Annotated in this window: 15 protein-coding genes and 1 tRNA gene; 12 read left to right on the top strand and 4 right to left on the bottom strand. The window is 40.4% G+C overall.

What is annotated here, in order from left to right; genetic code table 11:
• Position 1: 1 nt before the first annotated feature.
• Positions 2-1,276 (bottom strand): phosphoribosylamine--glycine ligase, encoded by a 1,275-nt coding sequence (gene purD, locus ACZ5GB_RS02080; RefSeq protein WP_464327329.1) that lies wholly within the window; start codon positions 1,274-1,276, stop codon positions 2-4.
• Positions 1,277-1,324: 48 nt separating this feature from the next.
• The gene (locus tag ACZ5GB_RS02075; protein WP_464327328.1) at positions 1,325-1,921 is read right to left on the bottom strand and encodes an anthranilate synthase component II; all 597 of its coding nucleotides are present in this window, start codon (positions 1,919-1,921) and stop codon (positions 1,325-1,327) included.
• A 25-nt stretch (positions 1,922-1,946) separates the two neighbouring features.
• Between ACZ5GB_RS02075 and ACZ5GB_RS02070 the strand changes: the two genes are divergently transcribed.
• The 12 genes from ACZ5GB_RS02070 to ACZ5GB_RS02015 all read left to right on the top strand — a co-directional run bounded on the left by ACZ5GB_RS02070 (position 1,947) and on the right by ACZ5GB_RS02015 (position 16,311).
• A complete protein-coding gene (locus ACZ5GB_RS02070; RefSeq protein ID WP_339946006.1) occupies positions 1,947-2,912 on the top strand; it encodes a flippase-like domain-containing protein in 966 nt (321 codons plus the stop codon).
• Complete coding sequence (gene lpxK / locus ACZ5GB_RS02065) at positions 2,905-3,831, top strand: tetraacyldisaccharide 4'-kinase (RefSeq protein ID WP_339946008.1); 927 nt, start codon at positions 2,905-2,907, stop codon at positions 3,829-3,831. The genes ACZ5GB_RS02070 and lpxK overlap by 8 nt, the downstream gene beginning before the upstream one ends.
• Before the next feature lie 123 nt (positions 3,832-3,954).
• Positions 3,955-4,446, top strand: coding sequence for a hypothetical protein (locus ACZ5GB_RS02060; protein ID WP_464327327.1), 492 nt, complete (start codon positions 3,955-3,957; stop codon positions 4,444-4,446).
• Positions 4,447-4,450: 4 nt separating this feature from the next.
• Complete coding sequence (locus ACZ5GB_RS02055) at positions 4,451-5,770, top strand: PelD GGDEF domain-containing protein (protein WP_339945925.1); 1,320 nt, start codon at positions 4,451-4,453, stop codon at positions 5,768-5,770.
• The gene (locus ACZ5GB_RS02050; RefSeq protein WP_464327326.1) at positions 5,748-6,761 is read left to right on the top strand and encodes a tetratricopeptide repeat protein; all 1,014 of its coding nucleotides are present in this window, start codon (positions 5,748-5,750) and stop codon (positions 6,759-6,761) included. Before ACZ5GB_RS02055 ends, ACZ5GB_RS02050 begins: the two co-directional genes overlap by 23 nt.
• Positions 6,745-8,262 carry a GT4 family glycosyltransferase PelF gene (gene pelF / locus ACZ5GB_RS02045; RefSeq protein ID WP_339945919.1) on the top strand — a complete coding sequence of 506 codons (1,518 nt, stop codon included), beginning with the start codon at positions 6,745-6,747 and terminating at the stop codon, positions 8,260-8,262. The genes ACZ5GB_RS02050 and pelF overlap by 17 nt, the downstream gene beginning before the upstream one ends.
• Entirely contained in the window at positions 8,250-9,623 is a 1,374-nt protein-coding gene (gene pelG, locus ACZ5GB_RS02040) for an exopolysaccharide Pel transporter PelG (protein WP_339945917.1), read from the top strand. Before pelF ends, pelG begins: the two co-directional genes overlap by 13 nt.
• A complete protein-coding gene (locus ACZ5GB_RS02035) occupies positions 9,589-12,330 on the top strand; it encodes a bifunctional glycoside hydrolase 114/ polysaccharide deacetylase family protein (protein ID WP_464327325.1) in 2,742 nt (913 codons plus the stop codon). The genes pelG and ACZ5GB_RS02035 overlap by 35 nt, the downstream gene beginning before the upstream one ends.
• Positions 12,302-13,441, top strand: a complete 1,140-nt coding sequence (locus tag ACZ5GB_RS02030) for a tetratricopeptide repeat protein (RefSeq protein ID WP_409154496.1) — start codon at positions 12,302-12,304, stop codon at positions 13,439-13,441. Before ACZ5GB_RS02035 ends, ACZ5GB_RS02030 begins: the two co-directional genes overlap by 29 nt.
• Positions 13,438-14,004: a hypothetical protein gene (locus tag ACZ5GB_RS02025; RefSeq protein ID WP_464327324.1), complete on the top strand. Its 567-nt coding sequence runs from the start codon at positions 13,438-13,440 to the stop codon at positions 14,002-14,004. Before ACZ5GB_RS02030 ends, ACZ5GB_RS02025 begins: the two co-directional genes overlap by 4 nt.
• Positions 13,971-16,196, top strand: a complete 2,226-nt coding sequence (locus ACZ5GB_RS02020; RefSeq protein ID WP_464327323.1) for a tetratricopeptide repeat protein — start codon at positions 13,971-13,973, stop codon at positions 16,194-16,196. The genes ACZ5GB_RS02025 and ACZ5GB_RS02020 overlap by 34 nt, the downstream gene beginning before the upstream one ends.
• 42 nt (positions 16,197-16,238) lie before the next feature.
• A tRNA-Lys gene (locus tag ACZ5GB_RS02015) sits at positions 16,239-16,311 on the top strand.
• On the opposite strand, the gene glgB is transcribed toward ACZ5GB_RS02015, so the two are convergent.
• The gene (gene glgB, locus ACZ5GB_RS02010) at positions 16,273-18,189 is read right to left on the bottom strand and encodes a 1,4-alpha-glucan branching protein GlgB (protein ID WP_464327809.1); all 1,917 of its coding nucleotides are present in this window, start codon (positions 18,187-18,189) and stop codon (positions 16,273-16,275) included. The genes ACZ5GB_RS02015 and glgB overlap by 39 nt on opposite strands.
• 10 nt (positions 18,190-18,199) lie before the next feature.
• Positions 18,200-18,688, bottom strand: coding sequence for a DsrE family protein (locus ACZ5GB_RS02005; RefSeq protein WP_464327322.1), 489 nt, complete (start codon positions 18,686-18,688; stop codon positions 18,200-18,202).
• Between the last annotated feature and the right edge of the window lie 13 nt (positions 18,689-18,701).

The raw sequence follows: 18,701 nt of genomic DNA, 5'->3' as shown, positions 1-18,701 counted from the left end.
TTTACCCGTAAATTACCATAAAGGCCCTATAGCCTATATCTTTTCTGTAGTGCATACCCTCAAAGTTTATCTTCTCAATGGCCTTGTAGGCTCTTTCCCTTGCCTCTTTTAGGTCCTTGCCCCAGGCGCAAACATTTAGAACTCTTCCACCCTTGGTATAAACCCTTCCATTTTTTAGCTCTGTGCCGGCGTGGAAAACCACCACATCTTCCATTTTTTCTACTTCTTCAAGCCCAATTATCTCCTTTCCATCCTCTGGCTTTTCTGGGTAGCCTTTGCTGGCAAGGACCACGCAGAGGGTATGCCTTGGGTCTATCTCAAGGTTTACAGGCTTGCCTTCATAAAAGTCCAAAAGAGTTTTTAAAAAGTCTCCCTTTATCCTCATAAGAAGAGGTTGTGCCTCTGGGTCGCCAAGCCTTACGTTAAACTCAAGCACCTTTGGTCCATCCTTTGTTAGCATAAGACCAGCATACAAAAAGCCCCTGTAGTAAATGCCCTCTTCACGCAGGCCCTTTATAACCCTTTCTATTATGAGTTCCCTTATTGCCTTCTCTGTGGCCTCATCCACAAAGGGATTGGGAGAGTAGGCACCCATTCCACCCGTGTTTGGCCCTTTGTCTCCATCCAAAAGCCTTTTGTGGTCCTGAGAGGTGGGCAGTGGCACATAGCTATCCCCGTTTAGCATAACTATATAAGATGCCTCCTCACCTTCCAAAAACTCCTCTACAACCACCTTTGAACCAGCTTCTCCCAAGGCTTTTTTAACCATTAAATTATCTATGGCCCTTAGGGCCTCCTCATAGCTTTTACATACAAAAACACCCTTCCCACTGGCAAGGCCATCCGCCTTTATAACCACCGGCACACCAAAATCTTTTATAAAGTTTTTCGCCCTTTGAGGGTCCTCAAAGGTGTGAAACTCTGCAGTAGGAATACCATACTTTTGCATAAACTCCTTGGCAAAAGCCTTGCTACCTTCCAGCATGGAAGCTTTTTGACTTGGCCCAAAGACCTTAAGACCTCTACTTTCAAACTCATCTACCAAGCCAGCCACTAAGGGAGCCTCAGGCCCAACTATGGTAAAGTCTATACCCTCCCTTTGGACAAAGTCTGCCAAAGCTTTTACGTTGGTGGGTTCAATGGATACATTTTGAGCTATCTTTGCCGTGCCACCGTTGCCTTTGGCACAGTATAAACCTTTTACCAATGGACTTTGGGATACCTTCCAAAGGATAGCGTGTTCTCTTCCACCGTTGCCAACTACAAGAACCTTCACCTATTAGATTATAGCATAAGGATAAGCTTGATGGGAATTTCCCTCACCTTATTTAACCTTTGAAAGTGCTTCCCCCCTTGCTATTTTCAAAAAGTTTTCCAAAAGTCTTAGGCCCTCTTCAGAAAGTATGGACTCTGGGTGAAACTGCACTCCAAAGACGGGATACTCCACATGCTCCACACCCATAATTTCCTCATCCTCGGACCAAGCCGTTATCTTCAAAACCTCCGGCAAGCTTTCCCTATCTATCACCAAGGAATGATACCTTACGGCCGTAAAGGGATTCTTAAGCCCTTCAAAGATGCCCTCGCCCGTGTGGAATATCTGCGATGTCTTTCCATGCATAAGCCTTTTTGCTCTCACTATCTTGGCTCCAAAGGCATAGCCTATGGACTGATGGCCAAGGCACACACCCAGTATGGGTATTTCCTTGTAAAACCTCTTTATAACATCCACCGATATGCCAGCCTCTTTTGGAGTGCAAGGCCCGGGAGATATAACTATGGCATCTGGTTTTGCCCTTTCTATGTCCTCAAGGCTTATCTCATCATTCCTGCGAACGGCCACATCTGCGGAAAGCATCTGAAGATAATGCACAAGGTTATAGGTAAAAGAATCGTAGTTATCTATCATCAAAACTCTCATAGGGATTAAAATATAACTTTAAGGTATGTATAGGTCAATCTTTTATGGCATAATCTTAACTCTCTTGTTTGTGTTGGGTTCTTTAGTTTACATTGTTAAAAAAACACTTACTAAGGACTTTCTGGGAGTCTTTGCCCATATAGACAAAAGGTATCTTATCCTATCGCTTCTTTTTATGTTCTTGTATCATACCTTTGATAACCTTAGGCTTTTTGTGCTTTCAAGAGCTATGAATTTAAAGTATTCTTTTTTTTATGGCTATATCATATCCTTTATAAACACCTTTGGGGCTACCATAACTCCAGCACACATGGGTGGCGAATTTATGTCTGTATATACTCTTTCCAGGAAAGGTGGTAGGCTCCATAAAGTAATAAGCATAGTCACCATGAAAACTATAACAGGCATGGTCTTCTTCATACTGGCTTTTCCCTATGCTATGTCCTATCTCTATAAAAACCCAAAACAATCTTTGAGAATTTTAGGTTTATTTTTCTTTTTTCTTGTTTTGTTTTCATTTTTATACCTTCTTTTAAAAGCTATTTCAAAAAGAAATTTTGGTGAAAACAAAAAATTTATCCAAAAGATAAAATACACATTCAAAAGGTACCTTGTAGTATCAAGAATATTCCTAAGGGACAAAAAACTAAGCATACTTTTGGCATCTATAAGCAGTGTGTTTCTCTATCTTTCCTTTTTATCCTCCGGCGCCTTTTTGGTCAAAAGCTTCAATCCAGAATATAACCTTTTTACCTTGATAGAACACCAAATTATGCTACTTTATGCCATATTCCTTAGTCCTACGCCGGGTGGTAGCGGGGTAGGAGAGGTAGGTGCCTTGTATGTCTTTGATGCCTTCCTTGAGGCAAGCTTACTTGGTGGTTTTTCCATACTTTGGCGGTTCATAACCCAGTATATGAGCGCCCTTCTGGGCGGTATATTCCTTCTGTTCCTTGTTATAAAAGACTCAAGAAGATTTACCCATGCTTGACCTAATAAACCCTTATGCCTATGCGGTAAGAATAAGAAACTGGCTTTATGACAAAAACTTCATAAAACCATGTAAGCTTCCTGTGCCTGTTCTATCCGTGGGCAATCTCTCTGTGGGCGGCTCTGGTAAAAGCTCCTTGGTGAGATATATGGGAGGGCTTTTAAAGGACCTTCATGTATGCATACTTTCAAGGGGCTATGGCAGAAGGACAAAAGGGACCATTTTGGCATCCGAGAGGGGAAGGCTTTTAGTAAGTTGGGAAGATGCTGGGGATGAGCCTTATATGCTGGCAAAGCTTTTGCCTTGGGCAAGCGTGGTGGTGGACGAGAACCGATGCAGGGGAGCTTTCTTTGCTCTTGAAAGGCTAAAGCCAGATATATTTATACTTGATGATGGCTTTCAACACAGGAGAATACATAGAGACTTAAATATCTTGCTTCTCAAAAAAAAGGACCTTTCAGACAGGCTTTTTCCCTTTGGAAGGCTAAGGGAGCCTTTAAGTGGTATGGAAAGGGCTGACATAATAATTCTGTCTTATGCAGATATTGAAAATTTTGACTGGAGGCATCCTACAAAGCCTACACTTAAGATGGTAAGGGAAAACTGGAGAGTGGTAAGGAGTTCGGACGGTAAAGTTTTTGAAAATTTTAAGGAAACAAGCTTTATAGCCTTTGCTGGGCTTGGAGACAACAGCCAGTTTTTCAAAAGCCTTGAAAGGCTTGGAATAAAAACAAAAGAAAAGATTAGTCTTCCAGACCATTACTCTTACAAGGATTTTAAGTTAAAGGAGGATGAATTCTACATAACCACTTTAAAGGATGCCATAAAGCTAAAACCATCAGAAAACCTTTTTTACCTTGATTTTGATGTAAGGGTGGATGGTTTGGAAGAAATACTGTTGAGTAAAATAAGAAATTAAAAAAGTAGGAACGTGGTTATGATGGTATAGTAATTTTGTCAATTCTTCACGTAATCTTCATGAAAGGCTATTTATAGCTAAGTTATAATACACTCTTATGAGTACTCCTATGGAGGTTTATCAATGAATAAAGTTAAAATTCTTACATACCTACTTTTTGTCTTTTTGGTATCTTGTGCCAGCGTGGTAAGCACCAAAAGGGTTGATATACCTAAGAATGCCTCTTACGTAGTTTTGCCCTTTGAGAACAACACAGAAACTCCTTTGGCAGGCCTTAGGGTGGCATCAATAGCCGAAGGTGTAGCTCTTTCTAAAGGCTATAAGGTGCTATCAAGAGTATACAGAGAAACAAAGGAGTATACTCACACAGACATAGAAAATATGATAAGGGAACTTAAGGAAAGGGGTGATGTGGATTATGTAATAACGGGTAGCGTTAATGAGTTTAGGTATAAGACGGGGATAGATGGGGAGCCTGCAGTAAGCATAACGTTAAAGATATACAGCCTAAGGGAAGATAGAGTTGTTTTGATAAACACCGGTTCAAGGACAGGCTGGGCTCATGAATCTGTTTCCACAGTAGCACAAAAATTGCTTATGGCCCTCCTTCCATAAGGCTATGCAAAAGAAGAAAAGTGGATTTAGAGGAGTTTTCCTTGGCCATTGGTATTTTCTTCCAGAAGGTATATCTACAAAGATCATTTTGGCCGAGATAATATTTGTAGTTTTTGGTATGTATTTCTTAGGTTTTTATCTAAACAAGGAGGACCCTCTTTTCCTTAACTCAAAGCTTAACTTTTTATACAACCTTTTACCTATAGCACTCATAACCTTGTTTTATGGTATATTTGCAGGGCTTGTTTATTTTGCCTTGTTTACCAGCCTTGCATATTTTACATACAAAACCATAGACCATATATATTTTTTATCACTTTTCCTCTTCCTACTTGTCTTTTCCGAGTTCTGGTTTTACTGGAAAGGAAAATTAAAAGAGGCGGAGATAGAATACAACTACATAGCACAAAGATTAAAGGATTTGACCGCAAGCTTTTCCTTGCTTAAGCTTTCTCATGAACAGTTGGAAAGGTCTTATATTACAAAGCCGATAAGCCTTAAGCAGATAATATTAAATATAAGGCACATTATAGCCAGAGATGGAGATATATACATGGCCTTAAGGAAGGTCTTTGATTTAATTCTTGTAAATTATGACGTGGAAGAAGCTATCCTAATTGAAAAATATTCCAACGGCAGATATAAAGTTATAGCTAATACAAGCAACATTAATGATGTGGACTTAGAAGACCCACTTATAAGGACGGCCATAGAGAACCAAAAGATAGCATACGTTTCGGACCTAAAAGAATCCGAGATAACAAAATACTTAGCTGTAATTCCTATAAACATAAACGATGAATTCTTCTATATTTTTGTCCTAAAAAGAATGCCTTTTATGAAGCTAAACATTGAAAACCTCATTACTATAAATCTACTACTTTATTACGTTGCCTTAGAGAGGCTTGAAGAAGCAATAGCCTTTCAGAGTAGCCTATTAAATAAGTTTGACATCAGCTTCTTGAAAGAGGTTTATAGGCTTATAAAGCTTAATAAAGAATTTGGAATAGAATCACATATAGTTTTATTCTGCCCAAAGATTTACGAATATGAAAAGTTTGAAATTTTGGAGGATGTATTACAAGAAAACATAAGAGGTATAGACATGATGGAGGTGATTTATTTGGATGGAATAAAGGTAATTGCTGTGCTTTTACCTTTCACAGATAGGTTCGGTGCGGAAATGTTTGTTAAAAGGATAGGTAGCTTAATAGTGGAAGAGTTATCCTACGAGTTTTTAAAGGAAGAACTATCAATTAGCATATACCATGTTAAACAGGTTGAAGATATAACCTTTTGCCATGGAACCAAGCAAGCTTTATAAATCCATCCTATTGGAACTTCTAAGCTTTGCACTTTTTATAAATTTAAACATATACACTTTAGTTCCATTCTTAACCTTACATGGCTTGGCCCTGTTTATCATAACAAGCCTTTTAGCTTCCATTATACCTAAAAGGTTTAAAGACCGCAGAAAAGCTATCTTTGTATTCTTTATAATACTTTACCCCACTCTTTACTTAGGATACATCTTTCTGTTAGTAGCAGTATTTTATCTGCTTAGGAAGCAAAAAGTAGATGTATATCAGCCACCAAGAATACCTTCCTTAGAAGAAATCATAACGGAAGATATAAAGTTTTCTGGAAGAAAGATAGGTGAAGCGGCCTTAGCTGTTATTCAAAGTGGTGAAAGTAAAATAAACCCATTAAGGTTGGAAACTATACTTTCCTACCTTCTCAACCTTGAGTCTTCTCAAATCATACCAGCTTTAAAGAAGGCCTTGGCCTATTCCGAAGACACCATCAGACTCTATGCCTTTGGTGCCATAAGCAGGATAGAAAAAAACCTTAACCAAACCTTACATGCTTTAAGAGAAAGGCTAAGTCAAGAAAGGCTCCCGCCAGAGGAAAAGGCCTATCTCTACTATCAAATAGCCCTAATATACTATACCTTTGTACATTATAAATTGGCAGATCCCGAATTTAGAGGATACATGCTAAAAGAAGCCTTGGAGAACGTTAAAAAATCCTTAGAAATGAAAAGCACGCCAGAGGCAAAACTTTTATTGGCCAAGATACACATAGAGATGAAGCAGTTTGATGAGGCACTTATCCATCTGGAAAGTTTGATGGAGAGTAAGGAGTTAAATCCTGTGAGCTACCTTATGCAGCTTGCAGAAGTGTATTATGAAAGGGGGGATTATAAAATGGTAAAAAGGTTAATAAGGGAACATCCAGAAATAGAGCTTTTGCTTGATGTGGAGGCCAACTTTGTAATAAGGTTTTGGAGAGGGAAAAATGGTAATCTTAGATAAGAACAAACATGTGGATGTTCTTATCATAGCGGAAGGCACCTATCCATACATAAGGGGTGGTGTATCCTCTTGGATACATGACCTTGTAAGCAATCTTCCCGAACTAAACTTTGGCGTTGCGTTTTTGGGTAGTAGGAGGGAAGATTATGGCGAGATAAAGTATAAGCTTCCGGAGAACCTTGTATATCTCACAACGGCCTATCTTTTTCAGGATGTAGAAAAGCCAAAAGCAAAAGAGATAGAGGGCAACAAGGAAGCCTTTGAAAGTATAAGGAAGTTAATATACTGGTTTAAGCATAAAGGTACAGGGGATATTCCAGCGGATGTTTTAAACGCAGATTTTTATGAAAAGGAAATAACCTATGAGGATTTTTTATATAGCAAAAGGTCGTGGGAGATAATAACGGAGTTCTACGCAGAGTATGCTATGGGAAGTCCCTTCATTGACTACTTTTGGACCATAAGGAACATGCACTATCCTCTGTGGGTGGTGGCAAGATTGGTAAAAAAGATAGGAGATAGGTTTGATATAGTCCATAGCCCTTCCACAGGTTATGCAGGTTTTTTAGCTTCACTCCTAAAGGCCTATTACAAAAAGCCTTTTATCCTAACAGAGCATGGCATATATGTAAAGGAAAGAAAGATAGACATACTTAATGCAGATTGGTTAAAGATTAAAGGCTTCCAGCTTACTAAAGGTACTGAAGAAATAGAGCATATTCATAAGCTTTGGATAAACTTTTTCTTTGGTCTGGGAAGGTTAATATACCACAGTGCAAACAAGATCATATCCCTTTTTAACGAGGCAAGGAATATACAGATATCCTTGGGTGCAGACCCTCAAAGGTGTATTGTAATCCCCAACGGTGTGGATGTGAAGGCCCTATCCCCTATAATAGAAATGAGAGGTGATAAACCACCTAAGGTGATAGGCCTTATAGGCAGAGTTGTACCCATAAAGGATATAAAGACCTTTATAAAGGCTATGAAGCTTACCGTTGAAAAGATGCCCGAAGTTCAAGGATGGATAGTAGGGCCTACGGACGAGGACCCAGAGTATTTTGAGGAGTGTAAAAACTTGGTGGAAGCCTTGGGCTTAGAAGATAAGGTCCTATTCTTAGGTTTTCAAAATATAAAAGATATATTGCCAAAGATAGGGCTTTTAACTCTTACATCAATAAGCGAGGGTATGCCCTTGGTGGTGCTTGAAGGCTTTGCCGCAGGACTTCCCTGCGTGGCTACCGATGTGGGTTCTTGTAGGCAACTCATATATGGAGGTCTAAACGAGGAGGATATAGCCATAGGCAAGGCTGGAGAGGTGGTCCCTATTGCCAACCCTGCCGAACTGGCAAGGGCTTATGTAAGGATCCTTGGCGATGAAGACCTATGGAGAGAATACCAAAAGAACGCCATAAGAAGGGTAAATACTTTTTATACAAAGGAGCTTTTTCTGGAAAACTACAGAAGGATATACAGTGAGGCAAAGGGATGGCGGGTATAAGCTTTGAGCTAAGAAGGGTTTTGAGAAAAGGCACCATAACCGCCATAGTGGAAGCTTTTGGCTATTCTTTGGCCCTAAGCTCGGGCCCATATATAATAACCATACTGTCCCTTATAGTGTCCTCTCTGCTATATTATAGATATTCTGGCGATGCCTTATCCATAACAAGGTTTCAAGTTTCCGTAACTTACCTAATAGCTCTAAGCCTTATATATTCTGGTTTTGGTCAGCTTGTATTTACAAGGTATGTGGCAGACCGAATATTTGAAAGGGAATACTACAGGCTTATGCCGAACCTTCTGGGCTTATTGACTATTTTTATGGCTTCAGCCTTTCTTATAAGCCTTCCTTTAAGCATTTACTTCTTTGCCAGAGAGGCTGGTTATTCTTATGCCTTGATATTTTCTTTAACCTTTACCGTCTTGGTAGGCCTATGGCTTGTGAATATAGTGCTTGTAGGTCTAAAGAGGTATAAGTTTATCCTCCTTTCCTTTGCACTTGCCTACTTGACCTTCTTCCTTATAGGCTATGTCCTCTCCAGCTTTGGTTTAAATGGCCTCATGGTGGCCTTTTTCCTCTCTCAATCCTTGTTATTTTTAATGCTTTTGGCCTATTTTATCTACAACAATCTTTCAGACAGAATAATAGAGTTTGATTTTTTGAATAAAGAAAGGGTCTTTGTATCCCTCATATTTGTAGGCTTCTTTTATAACTTAGCCATTTGGATAGATAAGTTCGTCTTTTGGTTCAACACAGCCACCTCCACACCGGTTTTAGGACCGCTCAGATATTCAATAGTCTATGACATACCCATGTTTTTGGCTTATTTGGCCATTGCTCCCGGCATGTCTGCCCTGTTTATAAAAATAGAAGTGGAATTCTCCTATTGGTATCAAAGATACTACGATGCTATAATAAACGGTCTATCTTTAAGGAAGATATATAACTACGGCGATGAGCTTATAGAGTCTGGGAGGTCTGCCCTTTTTGAAATAGCAAGGGTGCAAGGCATATTTAACATAGTTCTCATACTTTTTGAAAAGCCTATTTTTACTCTTTTCAACATACCCTTCATCTACATACCACTTTTCCATGTGCTTTTGTTTGGAACCTTCTTCCAGCTCCTGCTCATATCGGTAATATCCATGCTTTTTTACTTTGACAGAAGGAAAGAAACCCTAATAACCGTCTTTGTATTCTTTGTGCTAAACTTTTTGCTTAGTTATGCCTCTATAAAACTTGGTCCATACTTTTATGGTTATGGCTTTGTTATATCAGCTTTTATAAGCTTCCTTGTGGCTTTAATCCTTCTTAGGAGGTTCTTACATGGTATTCATTATTACACTTTTATGTTTGTTTAGTCTGTTGTATGCAAAGGATCTTTCCGTAGGCTTTATATACAGAGATGGTGTGCCAGAGGAAGCCCTTTACCTCTTTGATTGGCTTGTGGTAGACCCAGACAGCAAGCTTCCTCAAAAGCTAAGGGAAGAAAAGTTTTACATAAGAAACAAAAAGGCAAAGCTTATAGCCTATGTAAGCGTAGGCGAGCTTGAGCCTACGAAGGAATATTACAAGGAGGCAAAGAGGGAGTGGATGCTCGGTGATAATCCAGCTTGGAAGAGTAAGATAGCAGATGTCCGAAGAGAGGATTACGTAAATTTCCTCTTTGAAAAAGTTTTTAACCGGCTAAAAGAATATGATGGCTTTTTCTTAGACACATTGGACAGTTATCAAAAGGTCCTAAAAAGTGAAAAGGATAGAAGGGATTATGAGATGGCTTTGGTTGACCTTATAAAAAGGCTAAGGAAGACTTATCCCAATAAGCTTATTCTTATAAACAGAGGCTTTGAGATTGTAGAGTATGTAAAAGATGACATAGATGCCCTTGTTGCAGAATCTCTCTTTTATGGCCTTGACTTGGAAAGGGGTCTAAGGTATAGAAAGATGAAAGAAGAAGAAACAAGGTGGCTTTTGGATAGGCTAAACTATGTGAAATCCCTTGGATTAAAGGTAATAGTAATAGATTATGTGGACCCAAAAAACAGAAAGCTTCAAAAAGAGGTGGCAAAAAGGATATATGAGCTTGGCTTCATACCCTATGTATCCGACAGATTTTTGTACACCATTGGCACAAGCATATACCAGCTTAAGCCCAGAAAGGTGCTCCTCATACACGATGGCAAGCTTGACCCAGCATACAGCGATGTGCATAGGCTGGTACAACCATGGATAGAATACTATGGCTATGTGCCAGTCTTGAGAGGCATAGATCAAGCAATGTCCGACCAGTCCTTTCAAGGTCCTATGGCGGACCAATACGTAGCTATCATATTGAGTGTAGGTGAATATAAGGATGCTAACAAGCTATACAGGTGGCTTTTGGAGAAAAAGGATGAAGGCCTTAAAGTTTTTTTCATAGGTAGTATACCTTTTGCGGACAGGGATGATTACCTTTCCTCTTTTGGCATAAAAAAAGTGGGAAACCTTGGGCCTCTTGACGACTACAAAATAGAAGAAAGCTCCTTTCCCTTTTTTGAAGCAGAACCCACATTGGGAGAGATGCCAATGCTTTGGGTTGAAAGGCCACTGTATTACATAAAGGCACGGGCAAAGGGAAAGGTCTTTTACCCCCTTGCCATAACAGACTGGGGAGGCTACGCCTTAGAAGGAAGCTTTTATAAGTATATGAGGGAGGACCTCTTTGTAGTAAACCCCCTTGACCTTATAAAGGCCCTTTTGAGGCCCAATTTTCCCATTCCAGATATAACCACAGAGAACGGAAGGAGGATCCTCACAGCCCATATAGATGGAGATGCAGGCTTTGGAGTGGCAGACTTTGACCCAAACAGGAATGTTATAGAAGTTATAAGGGATGAAATTATAAAAAGGTATCCCATACCCCACACTGTATCCATAATAGAGGGAGAGATAGCTCCCTACGGCCTTTATCCAGAAAAATCTCCAAAGTTGGAAGAGATTGCAAGGTCTATTTTTTCCCTTGACAATGTGGAGATGGCAAGCCACACCTTCTCCCATCCTTTTAGATGGCAAAAGCTTGAAAATAATGAAGGCTTACCAGAATACGCAGAGGCCCATTACAACTTAAACATACCCGGCTACACTTTTAGCTTAGAAAGGGAAATCTTTGGCTCCATAGAGTATATAAACAAGAGGCTTTCTCCAAGCCCCCAAAAGAGGGTAAAGGTCTTTCTTTGGAGCGGGGATTGTATGCCTTCTTCTAACGCCCTTAGGCTTGCCTACCGTGCAGGTGTTTACAACATGAACGGAGGATACACCTGGATAAACAAAAGAGAACCCTTCTACAGCTACATAAGCCCCATGGGTTTGGACAGGGATGGATATTTTCAAGTCTATGCTCCTGTGCAAAATGAAAACCTTTATACAAACCTTTGGAGTGATTACTACGGCTATGTTAGAGTAATAGAAACATTCCAACTCACAGAAAAACCGAGAAGGCTAAAGCCCATAGCCATATACTATCACATGTACTCTGGACAAAAGATAGCATCTTTAAAGGCATTAAGAGAGGTTTATGAATACGCTCTTTCTCAACCAGTCAATCCCATGTTTGCATCAGAATACGCGCAGAGGGTTTTGGAGTTTAGAAATATGGCCATTGCGGAGGATGTAAGGGATGGTAGCATAGTAGTTAGGTCCGAGGGCAACCTTAAGACCCTTAGAGTAGATGAAAATAGGATATATCCCCATGTTTTTGAAAGCAAAGGTGTAGTAGGTTTTAATTACATAAACCAAAGCCTTTATATTAGTTTAGACAATTCGGGAGATTATAAGATTTTGCTTGGAGATAAGGAACCAAGCTTTTACCTTGTAAGCTCCAACGGTCAGATAGTAGAAAGCTCAAAGAAGACGAATGGGATGAGTATAAAGATAAAGGCACATGTACCTCTTGAATACGAAATATATGCATCGGAAGGTTGTAGCATCCATATGAGTCCAAAACCAGACATCATGGAAAGAAGGGGGTCCATATTGAGGGTAAGGTATAAGGAGGAAAGGCTTGGTGAAGTGGAGGCCAGTTGTAAGTAGTCAATTTTTAAAACTTTGGGAGCTTGTAGCACTATCTGTCTTCTTTTTGGTTATGCTTTTTGTTATCTTTCCAAAGGGAAGGCTGGAAAGATATGTGGCAGATGAAAAAGATAAAAACCCACAGCTTGCCCTAATTTATTTAAGGGAGCTTGATAGAATAAGGCCATCACCAGAGTTTAAGCTTATGATAGCAAAAACGAGCTTGCAGTTGGGCCACTATGAAGATGCAGAAAGGTATATAAAAGAAATAGATTACACGGCTTTAAAGGAAGAAGACCTTATAGACCTTTATTTCATTCTAAAGCGCTTATACTTTGATACAAAAAATAAAGATTATTACGCATACGCACAAAAGGTTCTCAAAGCCCTACAAACCTCTTCCAGCCTTAAAACCTTAGAATTGGTCTACAGAGAAGCTATAGATATGGCAATGCCCTCCCTTGCTCTTTCCTCATCCCTTAGGATAAGCAGCCTCAAGAAGAATAAAGATATACTTTGGTTGGAAAGAACATACAAGCACGCCCTTGAGTTAAAAAACTACACGCTTGCCAAGAGATATTTGGAATATCTCATAGAAGAAGACAAGGCAAGAAGAGCCTACTGGCTAAGGGAGTATTATAACTTGGCTATGGCTATGGAGGACACTAAATTGGCTCTTGAAGTTCTTATAAACCTATATACTATAGAACCCGCAGAAAGGGAGAGGATAAAACAAAGCATAGCTTGGCTACTTTTGAAAAGCTCACAAAACCCAGAGCTTTTGTTAAAAGAGTATATGATGAAGCATCCATACCAAGAGATGTATTACATGGACATATTGGCTACACTATATAGGGCAAAGAAGGCATATAAAAAGGCCTTTGAAGTGTATAGCGTACTGTATGAGAAGGTAAAGGACCCAAGAGAAAAGGCTCTTATTTACAAGAACATAATAGGCCTTCTTTTGGAAGCAAAAGATTACAACACTCTTAAGGATTTTATAGAAAGGAACTATGTTAACCACCTTGACAACTTGGAGCTTTTAAAGCTTACATTGAGGGCCTCTTTGGCCACAGGAGACCCAAGCTTTGCATACAAAATAGCAAAGGACATAGCGGGGAGGATAAAATGAGTAAGAGGTTCTTAAGCCTTTCCTTAGCCTTGTGCCTATTTAGTATAAGCCAGCCCATCCTTGCTACCCAAAGGACACAAGAGGTGGTAAAGAGCATAGGCACTATAAAAGTGGATGAGGAGTTGTTAAAGCTTTTGATCACAAGCCTTCTGGGAAAGGGAGGGCTGGAAGAGGCCTATAGCATATCCAAAAAGGCCATAGAACTATTTCCAAAAAGCGCCTATTGGCTTGACCTTCACGCAAAGATATGCCTTTGGACAGGAAGGAATCAGGAGGCCTTTGAGACCTATAGCAAGCTTGCCAACCTAAGGCCTTCAAAGGATAGTATAAAAAACCTCTTTCTCATGGCCTTGGCTACAAACAGGTTTGACGTGGCAAGCCAGCTTATAAAGAAGTATGAATACTTGAGAGAAGATAGGTCTATAAAGGACCTTGTTTATATATTTGAACAGGCTGGAGAGCTAAAGGAACTCATAAGGCTTCTGGAAGGGCTTTATGAGAAAAAAGAGACACAAGCATACTCTATAGCTTGGCTCAAATTAGTTATAACTATGGGGATGTAGAAAAGGCCTTTGAATACATGAAAAGGCTGGAAAAAGAACATGGTATTACAAGTTCGGAACAAGCAAGCCTCTATTCTAACATACTCTTTACCATGAGAAGGTATGAAAAGGCCCTTTTTGTGCTTAAAAAGTATGTCAAACTTGCAAAGGATGAAGATATAGAATACTTTGAAAACCTTTCCGACCTTGCTTGGCCTCTCAAGGATATAGAAACAGCCTTTTATGCAAGCCAAAGGCTTGAAAGCTTAGGAAAGGCAAGGCTGGTAGATTACATAAGGCTTTATATGGTCTTATACAGTAGAAAAAAATATCAAGAGGCTTCAATATATGCCAAAAGAGGTTATGAAAAATACAAAGACCTTTACCTGTTGAGTGCTTATGTACAATCCCTTGCCAATATTGAAAGGTGGGAAGAAATAGTTAGCTTTTTATCAAAAAAAGAAGAAGAGGTATTAAAGAGTTCATACCTTTCTGGACTTTATTTCAGAGCCTTATATAAGGTTGGCAAGAGGGATTATGCTACAAGCTTTCTAAAGACGGCTTTGAAAAATAGGTTTTCGGAGGACCTTTTGGCACAGGCCATATATAGCGCCATTGAAGGGTCGGACAGGAACTTGGCCATATACATAGAAAACAACTTCAAGCAGTTTAAAGATAGGATGCCTAAGGAGTTTGCATCCTTATATACCTTTTTACAAAATGCTAAATCAGCTTTGGACCTATTGAGGGATATGAAAAGGGAAAGCTTGGAGGACCTTTTAACCTATTCGGATGTGCTTGCATTGTATGGAAGAGAAGAGGAGGCTTCTCAGATAAGGTTTTCTCTCTTTAAAAAGCTAAGCCAAGATATGGAAGATACATACAAGGACCCTAATAAGCTTTATGCCTACCTAAGGGTGGGAATATACTATATGTCCGCAAGCCAGATAGACCAAGTTCTAAGGATAGCCAAAGATTCCTTATCTAAGGTGGCCTACGAGGATATATACCAGACTTATCTTATATCACAGGACCAGCAGGACAAGCTAAGTTATATGGCAAACATAGAAAAGAAGGAGCTAAAACCTTGGATGCAGTTAAACATAGCCTTAAACTACGACGACAGAGACAAGCAAAAGGAGCTGTTGGAAAAGTATGTGGATATACTACCCATAAGGGATAGGGTGGAGGCTTTAAGGCGCACTGGACAGTTAAAAGAGGCTGGAGCCTACGCCTTTAAGGGTCTGGAAGAAAATAGAGAAGACTATCTCCTTTATAAACAGTTCAGAGATCTGGCAAGGGAGCATTATTCCTTGTTTGAAGATGAGCTTTCCTATGTAAACTTTGGTGATGTATTCTTTTTGAGGAACTATATAAACCTAAGACACTATATGGCTAAAGGTATATACTTGCTCTATGACTCAGACAGCTGGCTAAGGCTTTCTAACAAAAATGCATCTATTAAGAGAACAGAAAATACACTTTTTAATCGGATAAAACTGAGGAAGGTGTTTGATAAAAGCTATGTGGAGGCTGGCTTTTCTTACCTTTCTTCCCTTAGAGGTGTGGGGGGCTTTTCTCTTGGATATGGCACCTACCTTTCCAATAGGACAAGCCTTCAAGCAAGTCTTGACGTAAACCAGCCTTCTTATGAAAGCATATACATGTTGCAAGGTGGAATGAAGGATAGCTTTTCTCTGTCAATACAACATGGCCTTAGCAGTAGGCTATTTCTGAGTATGAAGAGTTCTTATGAAAGCTATAAATCTCAAGACTACAAGCATGTTGGCACAGGTTTTATAAACTATGGTGAAGTGTATTATAAGCTTAGAGTAGGCTATCCAGATTATACCCTTAGGGCTTTTATTCAAGGCAACATGTATAGAGAAAAGGAGAGAACAAAGGGTGTTATAGATGAGATGGTTTTTGTTCCAAGCCCTGATGTTTTGCCAGAAAGTTATGGCCTTCTGGGTGTTGGTTTTTCCTTTGGCTTTGACAACAAGGACAACTATGTGAGGGTAGTAAGACCCTTCCTTGATGTTAGCTTAAGCCTTGATACGCGTAAAAGGCTTGGTTTTAATCTTCTTGGTGGCATAGGTGGTACCATCCTTAGACAAGATAACCTTTCCTTTGGTCTGTCTTATACCACCAACTTTATGGGAAGTAGGAATAACCTTTGGGGAAGCTTTATCAAATACTTAAGATTGTATTAACAAGCTTTGTATAGTGTTATAATATATTCTTAGTAGCGGTTAGGGTCGGTAGCTCAGCTGGCAGAGCAACGGACTCTTAATCCGTGGGCCGAGGGTTCGAATCCCTCCCGACCCATTTAAAGATTACCACAGCAAGGGGAGGAAGAGTAAGCCTTAAAGAGTAAGGCCTGTTGTGAAAGGGTATATCTTCGGCATAAACACCACCCAAGTTTCCAAGGTTGCTACCACCATATATGTATGAGTCTGTGTTCAAAATCTCTTTCCAAAAGCCTTCCCTTGGCACTCCAATTCTATAATCAAAGCGTGGCACAGGTGTAAAGTTGCATACCACAAGGACAAGGTCTCCATCGGAAGACTTTCTAAGGTAGCTTATTATGCTCTTCTCCCAGTCATGAAAATCAATCCATTCAAAGCCCTCTGGCTCACAGTCAAGCTCATGCAAGGCTTTCTCTTCCCTGTAGAGTCTGTTTAAATCCTTCACAAGCCTTTGAATACCTTTGTGGCTCTCATAATCTAACAGATGCCAGTCAAGGCTTTCCTCATGGTTCCACTCCCTCCATTGGGCAAACTCTCCACCCATAAAGAGAAGCTTTTTACCCGGATGGGTCCACATGTAGCCAAAGAGGAGCCTAAGGTTTGCAAACTTCTGCCAATAGTCTCCGGGCATCTTGTTAATGAGAGAACCTTTTCCATGCACCACTTCATCGTGGGACAAGGGAAGTATGAAGTTCTCTGAAAAGGCATACCATATACTAAAGGTGAGCTGGTTGTGGTGGTATTTCCTGTATATGGGGTCCTTGGACATGTAAAATAGAGTGTCGTTCATCCATCCCATATTCCACTTGAAGCCAAAGCCCAGGCCTCCTATGTAGACGGGCCTGCTTACCATGGGAAAGGCGGTAGACTCTTCTGCTATAGTCTGAATGCCTTCAAAATCCCTATACAGGCAAACGTTGAGCTTTTTTAAAAAGTCTATGGCTTCCAAGTTCTCCCTACCCCCATACTGGTTTGGCACCCATTCCTTCCTTGAGTAGTCCAAATAGAGCATGCTGGCCACTGCATCCACCCTTAGTCCATCCGCATGGTATTTTTCAAGCCAAAAGTGGGCGGAGCTGAGAAGGAAGGACCTTACCTCACCCTTTCCGTAATCAAAGATGTAGCTGTTCCAGTCTGGATGCCATCCCTTTCTCCAGTCCTCATACTCATAGAGATGTGTGCCATCAAAGTAGGCAAGGCCGTGGCCATCGGTGGGAAAGTGGGAAGGGACCCAATCAAGGATAACGCCTATGCCTTGTTGGTGAAGGTAGTCTATAAGATACATAAAATCCTGTGGGGTGCCATACCTTGAGGTGGGTGCAAAGTAGCCCGTTATCTGATAGCCCCATGAGCCATAAAAGGGATGCTCCATAATTGGCAAAAACTCCACATGGGTAAAGCCCATCTCCTTTACATACTGGGCAAGCATGGGAGCCAGTTCTCTATAGCTTAGCCATCTGTTTCCCTCTTCTGGTACCCTTCTCCAAGAGCCAAGATGGACCTCATATATGCTTATGGGAGCCTTGTGATGGTTGATATCCTTTCTCTTTTTTAGCCATTCTTCATCCTGCCATTGATAGCCTATGTCCCACACTATGGAGGCTGTGCCTGGGGGCGTCTCATGGAAAAAGCCAAAGGGGTCTGCCCTGTCTGTCCAATAGCCCCAAGAGGTGTATAGATGATACTTATACCTTTGGCCCTTTTTTACACCCTCCACAAAGCCCTCCCATATGCCCGAGCCATCCTCCCTTCTCTTCAAAGGCAAGGAGTGCTTGTCCCATCCGTTGAAGTCTCCAAAGACAAAGACCTGCTTAGCATGGGGAGCCCAAAGGGCAAAGTAGGCACCATCTTCAAAAAAATGACAGCCAAGCTTCTCATAAAGCCTGCAATGGGAACCCTCTCTAAAAAGGTAGACATCATAATCCGTTATAAGGGAAAAATCGTATAGGACCTTCATATAAAGGATTTTACCTTTTAATCTCAAAAACCTGAGGGATCATCAAAGCATAACCTTGAAGTTGCCAGTGTATTATTTCTGTGATGGCGGAAGGCACAAGCTCCACAAAAGGATAAAAATCCTTTTCAGAGAGGCCGTATATCTGTTCAGCGGCCATCTTACAAACCTTAAACTTAACTCCATACATGCTAAGGTTTTCCATCCTTTCCACCATGTCCGCATACTGGTCCCTGTTTTTTATAGCAAATACAGGAAGCTCCCTTCCATGGGAAACAACCACAATGTCTATGTCCTCTGGGCTAAAGTTATAGGGTGGTTTGGTAAGCACAAATATCACATTAGATATCCAGCCAAGGGCTGGCCTTAGCTTTTCTGGATGGTCAAAGAAAAGCTCATAAACCACCTTAAAGGGCTTTTGATAGGGTGTTTGGACAAACTTGCCATGTGGCTGGGAAAAGGCTAAAGAAAGAAGCAAAAATAAAGACAATATCTTTATCATTTCCACACCTCCC

Source organism: Hydrogenobacter subterraneus (assembly GCF_055390195.1).
Note: the sequence above shows the minus strand (reverse complement) of the source record. Positions and strands in the feature narration are given on the sequence as shown.

What these genes read in the sequence shown, in the direction of transcription:
- ACZ5GB_RS02075 (WP_464327328.1), bottom strand. Translation starts at nt 1,921, where the DNA reads ATGAGAGTTTTGATGATAGATAACTACGATTCTTTTACCTATAACCTT.
- ACZ5GB_RS02070 (WP_339946006.1), top strand. Translation starts at nt 1,947, where the DNA reads ATGTATAGGTCAATCTTTTATGGCATAATCTTAACTCTCTTGTTTGTG.
- lpxK (WP_339946008.1), top strand. Translation starts at nt 2,905, where the DNA reads ATGCTTGACCTAATAAACCCTTATGCCTATGCGGTAAGAATAAGAAAC.
- ACZ5GB_RS02060 (WP_464327327.1), top strand. Translation starts at nt 3,955, where the DNA reads ATGAATAAAGTTAAAATTCTTACATACCTACTTTTTGTCTTTTTGGTA.
- ACZ5GB_RS02055 (WP_339945925.1), top strand. Translation starts at nt 4,451, where the DNA reads ATGCAAAAGAAGAAAAGTGGATTTAGAGGAGTTTTCCTTGGCCATTGG.
- ACZ5GB_RS02050 (WP_464327326.1), top strand. Translation starts at nt 5,748, where the DNA reads ATGGAACCAAGCAAGCTTTATAAATCCATCCTATTGGAACTTCTAAGC.
- pelF (WP_339945919.1), top strand. Translation starts at nt 6,745, where the DNA reads ATGGTAATCTTAGATAAGAACAAACATGTGGATGTTCTTATCATAGCG.
- pelG (WP_339945917.1), top strand. Translation starts at nt 8,250, where the DNA reads ATGGCGGGTATAAGCTTTGAGCTAAGAAGGGTTTTGAGAAAAGGCACC.
- ACZ5GB_RS02035 (WP_464327325.1), top strand. Translation starts at nt 9,589, where the DNA reads ATGGTATTCATTATTACACTTTTATGTTTGTTTAGTCTGTTGTATGCA.
- ACZ5GB_RS02025 (WP_464327324.1), top strand. Translation starts at nt 13,438, where the DNA reads ATGAGTAAGAGGTTCTTAAGCCTTTCCTTAGCCTTGTGCCTATTTAGT.
- glgB (WP_464327809.1), bottom strand. Translation starts at nt 18,189, where the DNA reads ATGAAGGTCCTATACGATTTTTCCCTTATAACGGATTATGATGTCTAC.
- ACZ5GB_RS02005 (WP_464327322.1), bottom strand. Translation starts at nt 18,688, where the DNA reads ATGATAAAGATATTGTCTTTATTTTTGCTTCTTTCTTTAGCCTTTTCC.